General features: G+C 71.7%; 17 protein-coding genes. 3 read left to right on the forward strand and 14 right to left on the reverse strand.

The window, feature by feature from the left end; all coding sequences use genetic code 11:
- Window positions 1-86 precede the first annotated feature (86 nt).
- From F8568_RS05095 to F8568_RS05115, 5 genes are read right to left on the reverse strand one after another with little or no spacing between them, the layout of a single operon-like run.
- Window positions 87-794: an RraA family protein gene (locus F8568_RS05095; protein WP_202124508.1), complete on the reverse strand. Its 708-nt coding sequence runs from the start codon at window positions 792-794 to the stop codon at window positions 87-89.
- A complete protein-coding gene (locus F8568_RS05100) occupies window positions 787-1,140 on the reverse strand; it encodes a DUF4387 domain-containing protein (protein WP_151591880.1) in 354 nt (117 codons plus the stop codon). Before F8568_RS05100 ends, F8568_RS05095 begins: the two co-directional genes overlap by 8 nt.
- Window positions 1,133-2,539, reverse strand: coding sequence for an acyclic terpene utilization AtuA family protein (locus F8568_RS05105; RefSeq protein WP_202124509.1), 1,407 nt, complete (start codon window positions 2,537-2,539; stop codon window positions 1,133-1,135). Before F8568_RS05105 ends, F8568_RS05100 begins: the two co-directional genes overlap by 8 nt.
- The gene (locus F8568_RS05110) at window positions 2,532-3,698 is read right to left on the reverse strand and encodes an ABC transporter ATP-binding protein (protein ID WP_151591882.1); all 1,167 of its coding nucleotides are present in this window, start codon (window positions 3,696-3,698) and stop codon (window positions 2,532-2,534) included. The genes F8568_RS05105 and F8568_RS05110 overlap by 8 nt, the downstream gene beginning before the upstream one ends.
- Complete coding sequence (locus F8568_RS05115) at window positions 3,691-5,412, reverse strand: ABC transporter permease (protein WP_151591884.1); 1,722 nt, start codon at window positions 5,410-5,412, stop codon at window positions 3,691-3,693. The genes F8568_RS05110 and F8568_RS05115 overlap by 8 nt, the downstream gene beginning before the upstream one ends.
- A 142-nt stretch (window positions 5,413-5,554) precedes the next feature.
- Between F8568_RS05115 and F8568_RS05120 the strand changes: the two genes are divergently transcribed.
- On the forward strand, window positions 5,555-6,544 hold the full coding sequence (locus tag F8568_RS05120; RefSeq protein ID WP_160573505.1) for an NAD(P)-dependent oxidoreductase: 990 nt from the start codon (window positions 5,555-5,557) through the stop codon (window positions 6,542-6,544).
- Between the two features lie 71 nt (window positions 6,545-6,615).
- On the opposite strand, the gene F8568_RS05125 is transcribed toward F8568_RS05120, so the two are convergent.
- The 8 genes from F8568_RS05125 to F8568_RS05160 form a co-directional block, all read right to left on the reverse strand.
- Entirely contained in the window at window positions 6,616-7,311 is a 696-nt protein-coding gene (locus tag F8568_RS05125) for a GntR family transcriptional regulator (protein ID WP_151591887.1), read from the reverse strand.
- Between the two features lie 84 nt (window positions 7,312-7,395).
- On the reverse strand, window positions 7,396-9,477 hold the full coding sequence (locus tag F8568_RS05130) for a hydantoinase/oxoprolinase family protein (protein ID WP_151591889.1): 2,082 nt from the start codon (window positions 9,475-9,477) through the stop codon (window positions 7,396-7,398).
- Window positions 9,474-11,153, reverse strand: coding sequence for a hydantoinase B/oxoprolinase family protein (locus tag F8568_RS05135; protein WP_151591891.1), 1,680 nt, complete (start codon window positions 11,151-11,153; stop codon window positions 9,474-9,476). The genes F8568_RS05130 and F8568_RS05135 overlap by 4 nt, the downstream gene beginning before the upstream one ends.
- Window positions 11,150-12,268 (reverse strand): ABC transporter substrate-binding protein, encoded by a 1,119-nt coding sequence (locus tag F8568_RS05140; RefSeq protein ID WP_151591893.1) that lies wholly within the window; start codon window positions 12,266-12,268, stop codon window positions 11,150-11,152. Before F8568_RS05140 ends, F8568_RS05135 begins: the two co-directional genes overlap by 4 nt.
- Window positions 12,269-12,417: 149 nt before the next feature.
- On the reverse strand, window positions 12,418-13,686 hold the full coding sequence (locus F8568_RS05145) for a protein kinase domain-containing protein (protein ID WP_160573506.1): 1,269 nt from the start codon (window positions 13,684-13,686) through the stop codon (window positions 12,418-12,420).
- A gap of 107 nt (window positions 13,687-13,793) precedes the next feature.
- On the reverse strand, window positions 13,794-14,057 hold the full coding sequence (locus tag F8568_RS05150; RefSeq protein ID WP_151591897.1) for a TetR/AcrR family transcriptional regulator: 264 nt from the start codon (window positions 14,055-14,057) through the stop codon (window positions 13,794-13,796).
- A 355-nt stretch (window positions 14,058-14,412) separates the two neighbouring features.
- Window positions 14,413-15,849, reverse strand: a complete 1,437-nt coding sequence (locus tag F8568_RS05155) for a serine/threonine-protein kinase (protein WP_202124510.1) — start codon at window positions 15,847-15,849, stop codon at window positions 14,413-14,415.
- 197 nt (window positions 15,850-16,046) lie between these two features.
- A complete protein-coding gene (locus tag F8568_RS05160) occupies window positions 16,047-16,823 on the reverse strand; it encodes a class I SAM-dependent methyltransferase (RefSeq protein WP_328600728.1) in 777 nt (258 codons plus the stop codon).
- Window positions 16,824-17,126: 303 nt separating this feature from the next.
- Between F8568_RS05160 and F8568_RS05165 the strand changes: the two genes are divergently transcribed.
- Together F8568_RS05165 and F8568_RS05170 are read left to right on the forward strand one after the other, a co-directional pair.
- The gene (locus F8568_RS05165; RefSeq protein ID WP_151591901.1) at window positions 17,127-17,687 is read left to right on the forward strand and encodes a PASTA domain-containing protein; all 561 of its coding nucleotides are present in this window, start codon (window positions 17,127-17,129) and stop codon (window positions 17,685-17,687) included.
- 26 nt (window positions 17,688-17,713) lie between these two features.
- Entirely contained in the window at window positions 17,714-18,241 is a 528-nt protein-coding gene (locus F8568_RS05170) for a hypothetical protein (protein ID WP_151591903.1), read from the forward strand.
- A gap of 147 nt (window positions 18,242-18,388) precedes the next feature.
- Here the strand turns inward: F8568_RS05170 and F8568_RS05175 are convergent, their stop codons facing one another.
- Window positions 18,389-19,567, reverse strand: coding sequence for an amidohydrolase family protein (locus F8568_RS05175; protein ID WP_151591905.1), 1,179 nt, complete (start codon window positions 19,565-19,567; stop codon window positions 18,389-18,391).
- Window positions 19,568-19,697 lie beyond the last annotated feature (130 nt).

The following is a 19,697-nucleotide window of genomic DNA, read 5'->3' on the forward strand; positions in this document are numbered from 1 at the left end:
CCCCTCAAAAATCATCAGGGGGGGCCCTGGGCCGGGGGGGGGGCCCCCCCCCCGGGGGGGGGGGGGGCCCCGCCGCCGTCTCGCGGTCAGTGGATCTCGTTGGAGGACCGGAGCGCCTCCTGCAGGCGGTCGATGCCGAAGTCCGGCTCGCGCACCGACGCCAGCAGCGCCTGCTCGCGCCGGGTGACCGTGCCGGCGCCGGCGATGACGTCGTCGACGAGGGGGAAGGGGATCACGACGGCGCCGTGCTGGTCCGCGTGGATCAGATCGCCGTCGTCGACCACCATCCCCATCACCGTCACGGTGCCGCCGAACCCGGTGACATGGGTGTGGGCCCGCGAGGGCACGACGCCGCCGGCGAGGATCTGGAAGCCCGGCGCGTTGTCCGGCACGTCGCGGATCGACCCGTTGGTGACGGTCCCGAGCGCTCCCAGGCGCTGGTGGATGGTGGTGTTGACCTCGCCCCACATGCACCCGGCTCCGGCCCGGTCGGCGTCGAGGTCCTCGATCACCACGACGGTCGGGCCGGCCCCGGCGGCGACGTACTCGTAGTAGGCGGCCCTGAGCTTCGCGGTGGCCTGCTTGTCGCCGGGCGGGCGGACGGCCCTGATCGTGGCCGTGCGCGCGTACCCGACCATCGGCGGCAGGTCCGGATAGACGCACCGCAGCGACCGCGTCGTGAAGTAGTGCAGGTCGAAGTCCGGATCCACCAGGTCCAGCGCGTTGCACACCGTCGGGGTGTCCAGCGCGCGCAACCGCGCGAACTGCTCGTCGGAGATGGTCCGCTCAGGCACGGGCGGCCTCCGCCCGCAGCCGGTCGGGCACCTCCAGCAGGGCCAGGGGCACATGGTGCTGGCCGGCGTGGACGTCGCGGTCGTGCAGGCTCGCCTGGGACACCGGACGCGGGAAGGAGATCTTGACGACGTTGAGCGAGGGGATGCGGAAGATCTGGACGTCGCCGGCCGGGACGCCGTAGAGCCGGCCGATCACCTCCTCGTTGAGGAAGGCGGCGTCGGAGGCGATGCGGTAGCCCGCCTCGTCGCGCATGAAGGTCTCGAGGGTCACCCAGAACGGGCCGGCGTTCTTCGACCTCACCTCCAGCGCGTAGTCGGCCAGGCGGGGGCGCGGGGTCTCAGGCATGGGCGTCCTCTTCCAGGTGGATCCGGAACAGTTCGGACTCGGTGTCGACGTCGACGACGTGGTTGAGCACGAACTCGTACTTCGCCCCCCGCTCGACCTCGGCCGGCGACGTCGGGAAGGCGAAGCTCGGCAGGTAGGCCATGTCGGGCAGCGGCAGGTGGAGCATCAGGGGGTTGGCGACCTTGGCGACCGCCGTGGCGGTGGCCTGGTCGGCGGCGTTGACCAGCAGCATCACGCCGACCTCCCGGGCCGGGCGCCGCTCGGGGTCGGCGGCGCCGAGGATCGCGTCGTGCCCGTAGAGGCGCAGGTCGTAGTCGTACTGCTCGCGCGTGATACCGAGGGTCTGCCGGACGCGGTCGGTCAGGACCTGGTCCATGAACGCCGACCACTCGTCGATGCGGGCCACGACCTCGGGGTCGCGGATGCCGACGAAGGACATCGTCTCGTAGCCGGAGATCCTGGCGCCCTCGAGCTTGACGGTGAGCTGGTCGGCCGGCAGGAACCGCGAGCCCTCGACGCGCACGCGCCGGTCGTCGACGGGTTCGTAGGTGGCGCCGGTGACGTCGAGGGTCCCGGCGGGCTCGCGCATCGAGAACGGGTCGGCGGTCTCGTAGAGCATGTGCGCGGCCACCGAGATGGGCGTGCAGGCGGTGCCGGGGTCGAGCGGCTCGATCTCGAAGCCGTCCGCGTCGATGGTGGCGATCACACCGCCGGAGCGCGGGTTGGTCGTGCACTGGCCGCCGCACTCGACGATCTTCGCGGCGTGCCACGCGGGCCCCGCGGGCATGCCGCGCATCAGCGGGACCGCCGCCGCGGACGCCGTGTCGGTGGCGCGGCCGGCGAGCACGACGTCGGCGCCGGCCCGCAGCGCCTCGGCGAACGGCTCGTGGCCCATCATGCCGACGATGTGCGTGCACTCCTCGAGCAGTGCCGCGTCGAGCGGCCCCATCGGCGCGAGCGGGTGGATCGCGCCCGCGGCGAGCCTGCGCTTGAGGTCCTCGGCGTTCTGCTCGGTGTAGATCCGGGCGACCTTGAGGTCGAGCCCCTCGTCGAGCAGGATCTTCTCGGCGATGCCGGCGACCCAGTCGACTCCGGAGTCGGTGCCCGAGGTGCCGCAGGAGCCGATCAGCAGCGGGATCCGCGCCTCGGCCGCGGCCGCGAGCAGGATCCGCAGGTCCCGCACTATCGCGGCCTCGGTCGTCTTGGCGACGCCCTTGCCGAGGTAGTAGGGCCCGGAGTCGGTCGACCCGCCGTCGACCGAGATCACGTCGGCGCCGAGGGCCAGCCCCCTGGCGACGGTGGCCGGGTCGATCCCGGCTCCGAGCATCCCCGAAGGCGCCATGACCTTCACCCTGGCGGGGAGCCGCACGTCGGCGGCGAACTGCGCGTCTTCACTCAACTGTCGTCTCCTGGCTTGTCGTCGCGCCCGGCCGGGGGACCTCGGCGCGCACCTGTTCCGGCTCGTCCCCCGACCGGTCGCCGGACTCCGGCGCCGGCAGAAGGCGTAGGGCGTCGGGCGGGAGTTCCACGGTCACCTCGGTCGCGTCGACCCGGCGGGTCGTCGCGATCGTGAGCGCGAGATCGTCGGCGCGCAGCGTGTAGCGGTAGTGGTCGCCGAGGTAGGAGACCGCCTCCACCTTCCCGGTCAGTTCGTTGACGCCGCTTCCGGGACGGCCGGCCTCCACCACGTGGACGGACTCGGGCCGGATCGACAGCGCCACCGGGCCGGGCGCCGCGTCGGGGACGGCGACCTGGAGCGGCCGGGCGATCCCGGCCGCCTGCACCAGGACCGGGCCGGCGCCGGACCGCAGAACGGTCCCGGCGAGCAGGTTGGTGGCACCGACGAAGTCGGCGACGAACGGGTCCGCCGGGTGCTCGTAGACCTCGGTCGGCGTCCCGATCTGGCGGACGGCGCCCGCCTCCATCACCACGATCCGGTCGCTCATCGAGAGCGCCTCGTGCTGGTCGTGGGTGACGAAGATCGTCGTCACGCCGATCTGCCGCTGCAGCGCCTTGAGCCACTCGCGCGCGCGGTCGCGCAGCTTGGCGTCCAGGTTGGAGAACGGCTCGTCGAGCAGCAGCAGGTGCGGCGGATGCGCGAGTGCGCGCGCCAGCGCCACCCGCTGCTGCTGGCCGCCCGACAGCTGGTGGGGGTAGCGGTCGCCGAAGCGCTCGAGCTCGACGAGTTCGAGCACCTCCATGACCCGCTCGCGCCGCCGTTTCCGGCCGACCTTGCGGAGCTTGAGGGGGTAGCCGACGTTGTCGGCGACCGACATGTGCGGCCACACGGCGTAGGACTGGAAGACGACGCCGAAGTCGCGCCGCTCGGGTTCCACATGGACGCCGCGGCCGTCGAAGAGCACCCGGTCGCCGAAGCGGATGGTGCCCGAGTCGGGACGGTGCAGGCCGGCGATCGACCACAGCGTGGTGGACTTCCCGCAGCCGCTGGGGCCGAGGAGGGTGAGGATCTCACCGTCGGTGACGGTCAGGCTCAGGTCCTTGAGGACCTGGTTGGCGCCGAAGCGCTTGGCCAGCCTGTCCAGGACGAGGTCAGGCACGGGGCCTCACCCCGAACAGCGCGCGCCCGGCGCCGAGGACGACGAGTGTGATGACCATTTGAATCACTCCTAGAGCGGCGACTGTCCCGCCGGTGCTGGTCGCTGCGAGCTGCAGCATCGAGAGCCCGAGGACCGGGGTCTTCTCGGTGACGAGGAAGACGGCCGGCTCGGCGTCGTTGAGCATGGAGACGAACAGCAGCACGAAGGAGGCCGCCATCGCCGGCAGCACGAGCCGCAGGACGACGGTGCGCATCGCCTGCCACCACGTCGCGCCGGAGGTCCGGGCCGCGTTGTCCAGGTCGCGGCCGATGGCGGCGAGCGCCGGGTAGAAGGCGCTGTAGCCGAGCGCCAGGCTGCGCACCGCGAAGGCGATGCCCATCCCCCACAGGCTCGAGCGGACCCGCCCGGAGGGGTCGAGGACCGCGAAGGACCAGAAGAACGCCATGCCCGTGATCAGGCCGGGCATCATGCGGGGCCAGACCATGCCCCGCTGCAGCGAGCCGCGGAACCGGAACTCCGAGCGGTGCGCGACCATCGACAGCGCGGCGATCACGAGCGTGGTGAGGGCGCCGCCGACGGTCGCGATCAGCAGGCTGTCGGTCAGCGCGCGGGTGTAGAGGTCGTTGCCGACGACCGCCGAGAAATTGGCCGTGGTGAGCACGGTCCACGGGTTGATCAGCGGGGTGAAGATCCTCGTGAAGGCGCACAGCACGACGCCCAGGAGCGGCACGAGGACCATGACGAGCAGGCCGGCGCCGACCACCGCGCTGACCGCCCAGCGCGCCGGTCCGAGCCGGACGGTGCGCCTCGCGGCCGGCTTGCCGGTGACGGTGGTGTACCGGCCGAGGTCGCCGGCGAGCCGGTTGCGGGCGGCGAGCAGCAGCGACACCAGGGCGAGCAGGACGACGGCGCCGGCCGACACCAGGCCCTGGCGCGGCGCCGACGACGCGCTCCAGTTGTCGTAGAGGTAGGTGGAGATCATGTCGATGTTCTTGGAGAACCCGAGCACCAGCGGCAGGCCGAGGACCTCGATGGACAGCGCGAAGACCAGCAGCGAGGAGTTGAGGATCGCGGGCCGCAGGAGCGGCAGGCTGATCGAGAGCACCGCCCGCAGCGGCGACGCGCCGGTGGTGCGCGCGGCGTCCTCGAACGACGGGTCGATGCCCTCGATCGCCCCGCGGCAGAACAGGAAGACCACCGGCGCGGCCACGCTGATGCCGACCAGCGCCATGCCGGGGACGCTGTAGAGGTCGATGGGCATCGCCAGGAAGGTGTGCAGCTTCAGCCAGGACGAGGCGAACCCGCTCGGTGCCCACATCAGGCTCCACCCGAGGATCAGCACGATGCCGGGCAGCATCACCGGCAGGAGCAGCAGGACGCCGAAGACGCGGCGCCCCGGTATGTCGGTGCGGGTGAACAGCACCGCGCACGCCACGCCGACCACGACGGAGCCGGCCGTGTTCAGCGCCCCGAAGAACACGCTGTTGCGGACCGCCGTCCACCACGCCGGATCGGTGAGGAGGTCGCGGTAGTTGGCGGCGGTGAGGTGGCCGCCGCCCTGGTAGAGCGGCGTCGACCACAGCGAGGCGACGACGACCGGGACGATGGGACCGGCGAGCAGGACGAGCGCCGCGCCCCACAGCAGGTAGTGCGACGCCCCGGTGGGCGCCAGGCGCCGCCGTGCGGTTCCGCGATGAGCGGTGAGCGCGCTCATCGGGCGTACCCCTCCATAGGCCTTCCTCCAGACGCGACCGATCGCAACGGTCTCGCTAGATGCTACTTGCTATAGTGAATACGTCAAGATGGATCCGAGAGCCGTACACCTTCTCCTCGCCGTCCGCTCAGAAAGGTGGTCCATGGGCGCGCACATCGTCCTGACCCAGCCCATCCATGCCGACCAGCTCGAGCGGCTGCGGGCCGGCGGCCACCGGGTCACGGCGCTGGAGTCGCCGCGCGGCCTGTCGGCGGCCGAGCTCGCGGACGCCTGCCGGACCGCCGACGTCCTGATCTGCCAGCTCACCGACCAGGTGGAGCGCAGGGTGTTCGAGACGACGTCGCTGTCTCACGTCGCGACGGTCTCCGCCGGCCACGAGCACGTCGACATCGCGGCGGCGGCCGAGCACGGCGTGCTCGTCACGCACACCCCGGGCGTGCTCACCGACGCCACGGCCGACCTCGCCCTGGCCCTCATCCTGGCCGTGACCCGCCATCTGCTCTGGGGCGACCGGGCGGTGCGGCGGCAGAGCGGCGGCCCGTGGCGGCTGCTCCACGAGCCGATGGGCCTCGACCTGTCCGGTGCCACGCTGGGGATCGTCGGCATGGGACGGATCGGCCATGCCACCGCGCTGCGCGCCCATCGCGGCTTCGGCATGAAGATCGTCTACACCGCTCGCCGGCCCCACGCCGCGGCCGAGGCCGACCTCGGCGCCGTCCGCCTCGAACCGGAGCGGCTGCTCGCCGCCGCCGACGTCGTCTCCCTGCACGCTCCGGCCACCGCCGAGACCCGCCACTTCCTCAACACCGCGACGCTGGCGCTCATGAAGCCCTCGGCCGTGGTGATCAACACCGCCCGCGGTTCGCTCATCGACGAGCCCGCGCTCGGCCGGGCGCTGCAGCGGGGCGTGATCGCGGGCGCCGGGCTCGACGTCCTGGAGAACGAGCCCGCGGCCCATCCGGAGCTGCTCGCGGCGGGGGACCGCGTCGTCCTGACCCCCCATGTGGGCAGCGCGACGGCGAGGACCCGCCGTGCGATGGCGGCGATGGCGGTCGACGACGTGCTGGCCTTCCTGGCGCAGGAGGCACCGGCGCATCCGGTCCCCGGCACGGGCCGTAAGCCTCCCCGGTAGGCGCCGCTATCGCGCGGCCGATGGCGCCGGCCGGCCCGCCGCGATGCGCGGTGGCCCGGCCGGAGCGCGGCCTATCGCTCCCGGCGGGCCAGGCGCGGCTCGTTGCCGGCGTGGCTGTGCTCGCGCATGAGCTGCTCGGCGCGATCGGCGTCATGGGCCGCGATCGCCTCGTAGATGGCGCGGTGCTGCTTGAAGCGCCGCGCGACCGCGCCCGGCTCGCGCTCGATCTGGTCGAGGAGGACGGCGCGCCGTTCCTCGTAGTTGAAGGCGTCGACCATGTTGAGCATGTGGATCAGGGTGGCGCTGCCGCTGGCCCGGTCGATGAGGGAGTGGAAGTCGCGCAGCGCCTGCCGGGCCCCCTCGACGGCGGAGCGGTCACCGGCTCTCGCCTGCTCGGCGGCCTGCTCGGCCCGCTCGAGCAGGCCGAGCAGTTCGGCGAGCTGGCCGTCGGTGGCCTTCTCCGCGGCGAAGCGCGCGGCCAGCGCCCGCAGCGCGTCCTCGATGGCGGTGATCCTGCGCAGCTCGTCGGCGTCGAACCGGGCGATCCGCACCGAGCGCGGCCCCACCCGCTCGACCAGGCGGTCCTGCTCGAGGCGGCGCAGGGCCTCGCGCACCGGGGTCGGGCTGATGTTGAGCATGTCCGCCAGGCCCCGCTCGGTGACCTTCGCGCCGCGTTCGAGGGTGCCCGAGACGATCGCCTCGCGGACCGCGGCGTAGGCGCGGTCACCGATCGTCGGCGTCGGCGCGAGCTGCTCAAGCTCCCCCATGGTCGACCTCTCTGCTATGGCACATGGTATATCCGTTAGCCTATCGGAGGGTCGGGAGGCGCGGAGGGCCGTGCCGCCGATCGGTCATGTGAGTTCGACGACCAGGTTGTGCCGGGCGTCGACGGTGATGCGCGCGTCCGGCCCGAAGCCGCAGGACGTCTCCCGCTCCTCGATGACGGCGGGACCCTCGATCACCGTCCCCGCGGGCAGCGCGTAGCGGTCGTACACGGTGGTCTCCAGCTCGCCGTGCCCCTCGAAGTGGACGCGCCGGGTGCCGCGCACCGGGTCGCCCGAGGCGGGCCGGTAGGCCAGGTCGATGTGCGAGCCGGGCAGCGCCGCACTCATCCGCCAGCTGATCACCTCGGGCCGTCCGCCGGAGATCGTCCTGCCGAAGGTGGCGTCGTAGGCCGCCAGGAACCGGTCGCGGATCGCCTCGGCGGCACCGGGCCCGAACGCCGCGTCCGGCAGCGGGACCTCGATCTCGTAGCCCTGGCCGACGTACCTCATGTCGGCCGAACGGCTGACGACGACCTTGTCGCCGAACTCGTCGGCGCCGGCCAGCAGCGCCCTGGCGCGTTCCTCCATCTCGGCGAAGAGCCGGCTCACGTGCGCCCAGTCGGCGTCCGCCAGCTCGGTGGGGTAGCCGCGCACGTCGGTGACGGTGGGGGCGGCGACCAGGAAGCCGAGCGCCGACATGACGCCCGCGCCCATGGGCACCACGATCCTGCCGATCTTGAGCAGCCTCGCGAGCGCGTAGGCGTGGACGGGGCCCGCCCCGCCGAAGGCGACGAGCGTGTACGCCGAGGGGTCGGCGCCCTTCTCCGCCAGGTGCATCCGCGTGGCGGCGGCCATGCTGTCGGCGGCGATGCTCTGGACGCCGACGGCGGCCTCGGCCACCCCGATGCCGAGCGGTCCCGCGACGTGCGCCCGCAAGGCGGCGCGCACGTCGTCGCCGACCAGGTTCATCTCGCCGCCCAGGAAGTGGTCCGGGTCGAGGCGCCCGGTGACGAGGTCGGCGTCGGTGACCGTGGGCAGCGCGCCGCCGAGTCCGTAGGCCACCGGGCCCGGAACCGAACCCGCACTGCGCGGCCCGACCTTGAGCAGGCCGAGGTCGTCGAGGCCGGCGATCGAGCCGCCGCCCGCACCGATCTCGATCATGTCGACCACGGTGAGCCGGAGCGGGAGCCCCGATCCGGGCTTGAACTTCTCCAGCCGTCCGGCCTCGAACCGGTGGGCGAGGGCCGGCGCGCCGTTCTCGACGACGCTCATCTTGGCGGTGGTGCCGCCGACGTCGAAGGAGATGACCCTGTCCTCACCGATCGCGCGGGCGATGTGGGCCGCGGCGATCGCGCCCGCGGCGGGCCCGGACTCCAGCAGCTTCACCGGGAACTCCTTGGCCTCCTCCACGGTCGTGAGCCCGCCGCCGGACAGCATGATGTAGAGGCGGCCGGCGAACCCGGCGGCGCGCAGCGAGTCCTCGAGCCGGTCGAGGTAGGCGTGGACCCGCGGCTGGACGTAGGCGTTGACGCACGCGGTGCTCATCCGCTCGTACTCCCGGATCTCCGGCGCCACCTCGCAGGACAGCGTCACCAGCGCCTCCGGATGGGCCGCGGTGATGACCTCCTTGGCCCGGCGCTCGTGGGCCGGGTTGCGGTAGGAGTGGAGGAAGGCGACGGCGAGGGCCTCGACGCGATGGTCCTCCAGCAGCGTGCGCGCGGCGCCGAGCAGGGCCTCCTCGTCGAGGGCGAGGTGCTCGGTGCCGTCGGCGAGGAGCCGTCCGGGGACCCCGAGGCGCCGGTCGCGGGGCACGAGGACGGTCGCGGGGCGGGCGAAGAGGTTCTCGGTGTCGAACCGGATCTCGCCCCCCATCTCGAGCACGTCGCGGAACCCGTCGGTGGTGATGAGCCCGATCTCGGCGCCGGTCCGCTCCAGGACGGTGTTGGTGATCAGGGTCGTGCCGTGGACGATCACCCCGACGTCGTCCCATCCGGCCCCCGACTCCCGCAGGAGGCGCTCGATGCCGGCGAGGATCCCGCGCCCGGGGTCGTCGGGAGTGGTGAGCAGTTTGCCGGTGCGGGTGATCTGGCGCGACTCGTCGTGCAGGACGAGGTCGGTGAACGTCCCCCCGACGTCGACGCCGATGCGCGCGGTCCTGCCTGACCTCACTGGGTGTTCCTTTCCGGGGCGTGGCCGGGGTAGTCGCGTTCCGCGGCCTCGGGGGTGAGGTACCCGAGGGCGACATCGGTGGCGACGGCGTCCGGGTCGCGTTGGTCGGGGGGCCCGAAGCCCGCGCCGCCCGCGAACAGGAGGTCCACCGTCGCGTCGGGTGCGAGCTGTACGACCGACTTGACCGACGAGACCGGCTCGCCGTCGACCGCGGCCGCGGTGCCGAGGGCGGGCGAGCCGCCCAGCAGTCCCCGCGGCGGGTGGTGCTCCCGGTCTCCGAGGAGGGCCGCCTGCCAGGGACGGCCGGTGGTGTTCCGCACCGAGATCAGCTGCCCGAGGCCGCCGCGGTGGGTGCCGGCGCCGCCGGAGTCGGCGCGGTACTCCTTGCGGGTGAACAGCAGCGGGGAGGCCGCCTCGAGGGCCTCGATGCTGCCGCCGCCGGAGTTGGTCGGGAAGGCGGTCGTGGACAGCCCGTCCGCGTGCGCCGAGGCGCCCATCCCGGCGCTGGCGAACAGCACGAGCCGGAACGGCGCGCCGTCCCGGCCGGTTCCGGCGAACTGGACGCGGAACGCCGGAGCGCCGCCGCTGTCGGCGATGACGCGCTCCGGCAGCACCGGAGCCAGCGCCTGGTAGACCGCGCTGGAGAGCAGGTGACCGGTGAGGTGCCGGGCGAGCACCGGCGCCGGGAAGCGCGGGTTGAGGATCGAGCCCTCCGGCGCGGTCACGGTCAGGGCCCGGTAGGACCCGTGGTTGCCGCGCGCGCCGGCCCCGAGGAGCAGCTTGAGCGGGTTCATCGTGTACGCGCGGGTGTAGGGCAGCGTGCAGTTGATCGCGTAGGGGACCTGCGGCGAGGTCCCCGTGTAGTCGACCTCGATCCGGTCGCCGGCGATGGTGACCCGGCACTGGATCGTGGTCGGCCGCCCGGGCACCCCGTCCGCCTCGACGGTGGAGGTGTAGGCGCCGTCGGGCAGCTCGGCGATGCTGCGCCGCAGGGCGGCGTCGGTGACCTCGTGGATGGCGCTCCCGAGCTCTTCGAGGTCGTCGGCGCCGATGTCGTCGAGGAACTCCAGCAGCCGGCGCCGGCACGTCTCGTTGGCCGCGACCTGCGCCTGGATGTCGCCCCAGACCTGCTCCTGGAGCCTGACGTTGGCCATCAGGAGCGATCTGACCTCCTCGTTGAGCGCGCCGCCGCGGTAGAGCCGCATCGGCGGGACGAGCAGGCCCTCGGCGATCAGCTCGGTCCTGCCCATGCTGGGCGCCCCGCCGATGTCGGGAAGGTGGGCCGCCGTGCCGGTGAAGCCGACGAGCTCGCCGCGGTGGAAGACCGGCGCCACCATGGCCAGGTCGGGCAGGTGCCCGATGCCGATCCACGGGTCGTTGGTGATGACCCGGTCGCCCTCCCGCCAGGTGTCGGCGGGGTAGCGCCGGAGCAGCTCCCGGGTCAGCGGCGTCATCAGCGCGGCGAAGGCCGGGATGCCGGCCCGGCACTCGGCCACCGTCTCGCCGGCCCTGTTCATGATCACGACCGTGTAGTCGTTGGACTCGCGGATGATCGTGGAGAACGCCGTGCGCAGCAGGGTGGTGGCCGCCTCGTCCGCGAAGGCGGCGAGGCGGCTCCACCAGATCTCCAGGGTGACCGGGGCGAGCGCGCGCTTCGGCGGAAGGGAAGAGGTCACCGGCCGTACGCCGCCTTCCACCGCGGCTCGATGGCGGCGCGTCCGCCGGCGGCCTTGTCGATGGTCATGACGTCGAGCTTGTCGGTACCGGTGACCTTCTTGATCGAGGGCACGCCGAACGGGCACCGCACGCCGTCGCGGTAGGGGCTGAAACCGCCCTTGCACGCGGCCTCCTGGCCCTCCACCGAGAGCATGTAGTTGACGAAGACCTTCGCCGCGTTCGGCGACCGCCCGCCCTTGGTCACCGCGATCGTGCGCGGGAGCACCGGCGTGGCGTCGCTGAGGTAGGTCCAGTCGAGCACCTTCGCCGCGTCGGACGTGATCAGTGCGCGGACGGCGCCGCTGACGAAGTACGACGCGGCGTACTGGCCCTGGAGCACCTTCTGGACCAGCGGGCCCACGTTGGACTCGACGGTGGTGTTGGCGCCCAGTTCCTTCAGCGTGGCCCAGGCCGCGTCGCCGCCCTTGGCGACGTAGACCTGCGTGGCCTCGAGCCCGACCGGGTTCCCGATGTCGACGGTGCCGATCTTGCCCTTCATGGTCGCGGAGAGCTTCGCCAGGTCGGCGAGCGTCTTCGGCTGCTTGTCCTTGGGAAGCAGGGCCTTGTTGTAGACGGCGATCACCGGGTCGAGGGAGACGGCGGTCACGCCGGGGGCCGTCTTGGCGTAGTCGGGCAGGTTCGGCAGGTTGGGGTCCTTGTAGTCGACGAAGTCGCCGCGCTCGATGAACTCCTGCATCGTCGCGAGGCTCATCGGCATCACCACGTCGGCCGTGCGCGCGTGGGTCGCGGTCTCGGTCTGGTAGCGCTGGAAGATCTGGTCGTTCTCGAGGCTGAGGACCCTGACCTTGATCTTCGGGTACTTCTTCTCGAACGCCTTGCGGATCGGATCCGTGAGCTGGTCGTCGGCGTCGGTGTAGAGGAGGACCGACCCCTCCTTCTCGGCGGCGGCCAGCACGTCCGGGGCGGGCGGGGTCACCGCGGACGGCGTGCCGACGTCGGCCGAGGGGGTCGACGACGGGGGCGAGGCGGAGCCGCTCCCGCTCTCGCCGCAACCCGCCAGCGCGAGGACTCCGGCGACAGCGGTCGCCGTTGCCGCGATCCTGAACTTGATCACCTGGTGCTCCTCACCCGTCACGGGCCCGCTGCGGGCTCCCTCACATCACGCACAAGATATATGCAATAGCAAATCTGTCAAGGAGTGAGCGCTGCCCATCGCTCTCGGACGGGTGCGCGAGCGGTGTGCTCGCCGGGTGATGGAGGCCGTCAGACGATGACGGCCGACAGCACGCCGGTCAGCTGGTCGGCGAGCTCGCGGGACAGGCCCTGCTCGCGCAGCCGTGTGCGGATCTTCTCGCGCAGCTGGGCGATCCGCTCGGACACGTCGACCGGCCGGCGGGCGAGCAGATCGTTCTCCAGATTGGTGATCACGTTGTCGAGGTCGAGGGCGACGTCCGGCCTGATCTCTCCCGAGGCGGAGCCGCGGTCCACGATGGGACGCAGCCGGCCGAGCGCGTCGCTCACCCCGGCAGGGACCGGTGACGCCGTCGGCCCGGACCCCGGACTGGAGGCGGGAGCCGGAGCGGGAGTGTCCGCCGGGGTCGATCGCGTGGCTTGCGGCTGCGCGACGGGCAGCGGCTCGCGCGCCGACGGCGCCAGCGCCGCCACCACGGCCGTGACCGGGATGGCGATCGCGATGGCGGCCGCGGCCAGGAGCCTCACCTTGCCGCGCCGCGTCCGGGACTCGGGAGGGCGCAGCGTCCCGGTCCCGTCCCGCGGGGCGGGGGACGGCCGCCGTACCGTCGCGGACCGCACCGGGTCCGGCGGCTCGGCGGGCGAGGACAGCATCGACGCGACCTGCATCGCGGACGGCCGGAGCGCGGGATCGGGATCCAGGCAACGCGCCGCGAGCATCGCGAGGTCCGGCAGCGGCGGCCCGCCGGCGAGGCAGGCCGCGATGATGCCGCCCAAGGCGCGGACGTCGGCGGCCTTGGCGTCGTCCAGGGCCGGCCGGAGCGGGACGGGCGCCGTGCCGCCCGTCGTCGCCCGCGCGGTCCGCGCGACCGCGCCGATACCGGTGTCGACGATCTTGATGCCTTCGGAGGCCGGCAGGACCTTGTCCGGCGTCAGGTCGCCGTGCGCCACGTCCGCCGCGTGCGCGGCCGCGAGGGCTCGGGCGATCTGCGCGCAGACGTCCGCGATCTCGGCTGGGGTGAGCGAGCCCGCGGCGAGGCCGCCGGCGAGGGACGCGGCGTCCAGGAACTCGGTGACGACATAGGACACCAGATGCCCGGACGCGTCCCGGGTCCGGTCGCTGTCGTAGATCTTCTCCAGCCCCGGATGCGACAGGCCCGCCGCCCGGTTGACGGCCTTCTGGAACCGCGCCTGCAGATCGCCGCCGGGCGCTGTGAGCACCTTCACCGCCACGGGACGGCCGAGCAGTTCGTCCCGCGCCAGCCAGACCTCTTTGGCCCCGCCGCCGTCCAGGCGATCGACGAGCCGGTAGCGCTCCGTCAGCCAGAACCCGGATTCCACGGCAGGCGGTACGCGGCCGGCGGCTCCCGGGTTCGAACGGCCCCGGCCCCCAGCCCTCCGCACCGTCTGCAGCGCGGCGCGGGGGAGAGGGGCCGGGACCGCCGGCGTCAGCGGCCGATCGAGGACTTGCGGGCGTTGGCCACGATGGTCGCGGCGTCACCGGGGGTGAGGAAGCCGCCCTTCACCGCCGCATTGGCGGGGAAGTGGTGCGCCACACCGGTCTTGGTGAGCCCCACCCGGACCGCGATCTCGTCCAGGGTCGTGCCCCGGTAGCCCTCGGCGGCGAACGTCTCAAGCCCCGCGTCCAGGATCCGCTCGTGGCGAGCGAGGCGATCCGCCCGCCTTTCCGCCGGACTTCGTTCCTTCGTCATCGACACTCCTGAAGCGAGCGCCATCGCCTCGTCCAGAGCCGATCGGCTCGACCGCCTGTACTCGCCGTACGTCACGAACGTCATCACCCACCGAAGGAATTCATCGATGATCAGCGCCGGGTGGAGCCCGGAAATTCCTGATAGTCGGCTGGAAACTCCAGGGGGGCCGCGCACGAACCTCGGACCGGTCTATCTCGGGCACCGGAAATTCGGGTGTGCCGAGCACATTGTCGGGCCAGGGAAGTGGCATCATGGAGAATCGGACTTCCGCTGATCGGTGTCGACGAGGCGGCGAGCTCTCCGAGACCGGTATGTTCGCGGGCCCGTACTGCCATCCTGGGGGTGTCCTCCGAGGTCAGGGGGCCGGCCTCCAGTGCGGTGCGGCGTATCGGGCGAAGGTTTCGGCGAGCACCGGGTCGGAGGCGTCCAGCAGGCGGGTCTCGACGAGGAGCGCCCAGCCGGTCTCCGGGTCCTGCCGGAACCACGGCAGGGCTCTGTGCTGCGCGGACGCCGCGGCAAGAGGTCGGACGACGACACTTTTCCGGCCGAGCCGGCCAATGCGCCCAAAGGCGATCTGGTCGATGTCGTCCCAGGCGTAGGTAACGCGGCTGGCGCCTGTTCGCAGTTCCAAGCCCTGGCCGTCGATCCATAGACCGTCGCGGGCCGGATCGTACTTCGACGACCGTACGAACCAGCGCACGAACAGCGGGACGGCGACGGCCATGAACAGCAGCCCGATGCCTTGCCTGTTGATCACAGCCCCGACGGCCGCCACCATGAGCATGACAGCACCGACGATGAGCAGCGGGTTGGGAAGCGGCGCGCGAATGGGAACGACGCTTCCGGACGGGCGGGGCGTGGTGCCGGGTTCCCGTGCGGGTGGCCGGTGCGGAGAACTCCGCACCTCCGTCCGCTGCTCCGAGGTCACGGTCTGGGTTCGTTCCAGCACGAGGGTTCGCGCGCGGCCCGGGAGCCAGTCACGGGTGAGGTCGGTACCGGTGAACGCGGCGAGGAGGCCGTCGGTGCTCGGACGCTGTTCAGGGTCCTTGGCGAGGCAGCCGGCCACGAGCCCGCGGATCGCGTCGGGAAGGCCGGACAGGTCGGGCTCCTGGTGGACGACGCGGTACAGCAGCGCTGTCGGCGGCCCGTCACCGAAGGGCCGCACCCCGGCGGCGAAGCACAGCACGGCCCCGAAGGCGAACACGTCGGTCGCCGGGGCGACCGGCCCGCCGGTGACCTGCTCGGGCGCCATGTACCCGGGCGTGCCCACGGCGCCGGCCGCCCGGGTGAGCGCGGTCGCGTCGGCCGCCCGCGCGATGCCGAAGTCGATGACGCGGGGACCGTCGTCGGCGATCAGGATGTTGGACGGCTTGAGGTCGCGGTGCACCAGGCCGGCGCCGTGCACGGCTTCGAGGGCCTCGGCGATCCCCGCGCCGAGCACTCGCAGGGTGGGCTCGGGCAGCGGTCCGTGCGCGGCGACCAACTCCATCAGCGAAGGCCCGGGGACGAAGGCGGTGACCAGCCACGGGGGGTCGGCGTCGGGATCGGCGTCCACCACGGGAGCGGTGTGGAAGCCGCCGACCCGCCGCGCCGCCTCGACCTCCTGGCCGAACCGCCGCCGGAAAAGCGGATCGGCCGCGAACTCCGGCCGGACGACCTTGACGGCCACCGGCCGGCCGCCCGGAGACCGGCCGAAGAACACCTCGCCCATGCCACCGCTGCCGAGCCTGCCCGACAACGTGTAGCGCCCCACCGTCCGCGGATCTCCTGGCGCCAGCGGTCTCACCGTCATCCCATCGCCCCATCATGATCATGGCCGCCGGGAAACCCTACCGGGCCGTCCCCGCACCCATCTTCTCCGGCCGAATGCGGCCACCCTGCGTCTCTCCGTGCGGTCATCCGGTCCTCTGATCCGGTGGTAAGGCACCGCGGCGACCGCCGCCGGTCGTGAGCACACGACCGGGCCGGTCGGCTGGATGCAGGGGGGCGTCAGCGACGGCGTGCCGTGATGAGCCAGGCACGCGAATCGAAGTACACGCCGCTGCCGTTGTCGTGAGCGGCCAGGTCGGCCCGTAGCCGCGCACGTGCTCGCTCGGCCGCCGCAGGGTCGAGGGCGTTGAGCAGGTCTTTGTCGTAGAGGCGAAGCACATTGTCGAAGGCGCTGCTGCTGTCGGGGCCGTAGTAGACGGGCTCGCGCACGTCGGTGAAGCCGACTTCCGTGAAGCCGGCCGCCGCCAGGATGCTTTCGGTGAGGACCGGGTCGGCCAGGGAGAACGGGTCCGGGTCGAGGGCGGGCTCAGAGGACGCGCGAAGCCGGCGGATCATGGAGGCCCATTCATTGTGGTCGCGGTCCTGCCAGACCAGCAGCACCAGCCGCGCCGCCGGGCGGAGAGCCCGCCCGATATTGGCGAACGCGGCGACCGGGTCGGCGAAGAACATCGTTCCGAACCTGCTGATGCAGAGGTCGAAGTGGTCCGGCTGGAAGGGATGGAACTGGGCGTCCGCCCGCTGGTAGGTGATGTTCCACAGCCCCTGGGCGTCGCTGAGCCGGCGGGCGCGTTCGAGCATCGGCGCGGAGATGTCGACCCCGACCGCGCTTCCATGGACGGCTGCGCGGGCGGCCTCACGCGTGGTCTGGCCCATGCCGCAGCCGATGTCGAGGACACGATCGTCAGGGCCGACGCGGGCTGCGGCGCGGAGGAGTTCGTTGTGCGGGCGAAGCTCCGCGTCGTAGTCGAACAGGTCGCCGTGCTCGGACGTCACCACCACTGAGTCCTTTCGTCTGTGCGGCCTGAGGGACGAAGACGCCGGGTCATGGCCGGGTGCCTCCGGTGCGCCCTGAAGCTCGCGACGCACGGTTCGACTTCGCTCTAGTTGACGAGCTTCTCGCTGTTAGAGAGATAATGGGCATGGGGACACGTTAGGGCCCGGATGCCCATCGAGGGAAGCGGAGGCCTCCGATCGACCCGATCAGGGCGTCCTGTCGGGCATGATCATCGGTTGTGTCGCTTTTCACAGCACGGAGGGATGTGACTGATGCGAGCTCACGCCATCTCCACCATTGTCGGCATGGTGGCCATGCTCGTCCTGACGGCCTGTACGACCGGAGATGGGAAAGCCCGCCGGCCGGCGGCCGACGCCCCCACAGCACAGGTTTCCGCGGTCCTTCCCAGCTATAAGGGAAAGACGCTCGACGCGGTCAGCAGGGAACGGGAAGGAACCGCCCCCTCCTACACCACCGTCTTCCGCTCCTTGACCGACGGCCACACCTTCGACGGCGAGTCTTATTCCGGCAGCTGGATCGTCTGCACCCAGGCAGAAAGCGCCGCACGCAGGACGGTCGAGTTCGGGGTGCTCCCACCGCAGGTGCAATGCCCGGCCGACGGCCACGTCACGTCCTGGCCCACGGTCCCCGACGTCGTCGGGAAGACCGGATTCGAAGCGGAGAAGATCGGCGATCAGATCGGGTTCCAGGGTCTCCACGGCGAGCCCAACTCGCGCTATGGCGATTCTCATCTGGAGCGGGTCGTCTGCCGTCAGGACCCTCCCGCCGGTGAGAGCATGCGCACCCACTACGGGGAGGCGCTGTCAGTGGTGTTCGTGGATCCGGTGGGGCCGTGCGATCGATAGCAGCCGCTACTCGCGATACTAAGGGTGTGCCTGACGACAGGCGTGAACTGGGCCGCGCCTCCGGTGCCTCCGACAGGGAGCCGAAAGAGTTCGCCAGAGCGTTCAACACCTTCTGGCTCGCCGTATTCGGTATCGCTCTACTGGTGTTCGCCGTCCAATGCACCGCCCGCCTCCAATGGGAGGCCGTGTGGGCGTGGGCGGGCTGGGGCGCGCTACTGCTGTTCATCCTGGCGAGGTCGCGTGACCTGCTGCGCTCGCAGACGGCCTGGCTTCAGGGGACGGTGCTCAACGTCGAGGATCGTTCCGGGCCGCGGCAGTGCGATCTGGCGGCGCCCGGAAAGGTCCGGTGCACCTTTTCCGTCAACATGCGAGGCGATCCGGATTTCCCGGTGCTCATCCTCCGTGATGCGCTGACGGGGGACAGGCTCCGTTATGTTTTGAAGGCCCCCGACGGCTTTCCCTTGAGCCCCGACGACGTCCGCGCCATCGTCTCGGCATTGGAGCGGGGGCCGGCCGAAAGGGCGGCCAGGTGGCTGCGCTACAACGCCCTGTGATCTCCGGAAGGAGACCACGCGCCGACGCGGAGCCCGGCGCCTTTCCGGCTCGTCCGCGGTAGGACGCCTGTGCTGTCCATGCCCTCCCGTGTTCAGCTCGGGCCTGCCGCGCGGCGAGCGGGCGGCAGGCCCCGGGCGCGGCCGGTGTCAGACGGGGATCAGCCGGGAGAGGTTGCCGCCCATGATCTTGGCCCTGGCCGATTCGTCGAGGGCGGCCAGGTCGTCGACGTAGGTGATCGGGTCGGCCTTGCCCTCGGGGTGGGGGTAGTCCGAGCCGAACAGCACGCGGTCGATGCCGATCAGGTCGGCCAGCGCGGCCATGTCGTCCTCGATGAAGGGGCTGACGTGGATGAGCCGGCGCATCTGCTCGACCGGGTCCTCCTGGAAGCCCTGCGGCATCTTCTTGTAGATGTTCGCCAGCTTCTCCAGCAGCGGGCCGACCCAGGCGGAGCCGTTCTCGATGAAGGCGACCTTGAGATCCGGGAACCGCGACAGGCAGCCGTGGCAGATCAGCGACGCGACCGTGTCCTCGACCGCCCGCCACTGCCCGACCTGCCGGAAGGGCTGCGGCTGGAACGGCAGGAACTCGCGCTGCTTGCCCTCCCAGTCGCTGGCGTACCGCTCGTACCCGCTGTCGGAGGAGTGGAAGCCCACCAGCACGCCGCTCTCCTGCACCCGCTTCCAGAACGGGTCGAACTCCTCCAGCGCGAACGACCGGGGGCCGCCGAACCCGTGCACCGGAGCGGGGCGGATCAGGATGGCCCGCGCGCCGCGCTCCAGGACCCACTCCAGCTCCTCGATGGCCTTCTCGACGATCGGGAGGGTGATCACCGGGGTGGAGAAGATCCGGTCCTTGTAATTGAAGGACCAGACCTCGTCCATCCACTGGTTCAGCGCGTGGACGACCGCGTGGGTGAGCTCGGGGTCGTCGCGCATCCGCTCTTCGAGCAGGCTCGCCAGCGTCGGGAACATCAGGGTGCGCTGGACGCCCTGCTCGTCCATCAGCTCCAGCCGCGAGCCGGGCTCCCGGAACGCGGGGACGGCGCGCATCGGCTCGCCGACGAGCTCGCGGTAGGACTTGCCCTCGGGGTTGCCGCGCCGGAAGTACTCCTCCTGGGCGCCCGGGCGGGCCACGACCTCGAACGTCGGGTTCGGGATGTACTCGCTGATCTGGCCGCGAACCGCGATCTTCGTCCGGCCGCGGACCTGCACGTACTGGATGGCGCCCCGGTACTCCTTGGGCAGGTAGCGGGTGAACGCGTCTTCGGTCTCGTACATGTGGTTGTCCGCATCGAACACCGGATACGGCAGTTCACGCGTGGGCATCTGCGTCCACCTCTCATCTCTGACGCTGCGTTCTGATGTAGTTCTAAATCTATCGAAATGTTGTGGGGATGTCACTAGGGTTCATCGAAGTGAGCGGCTCGGCGGATGCCTGCGGTGGTGGGCAGGCCCC

Source organism: Actinomadura physcomitrii (assembly GCF_008923205.2).
GTDB classification, from domain to species: Bacteria; Actinomycetota; Actinomycetes; order Streptosporangiales; family Streptosporangiaceae; genus Spirillospora; species Spirillospora physcomitrii.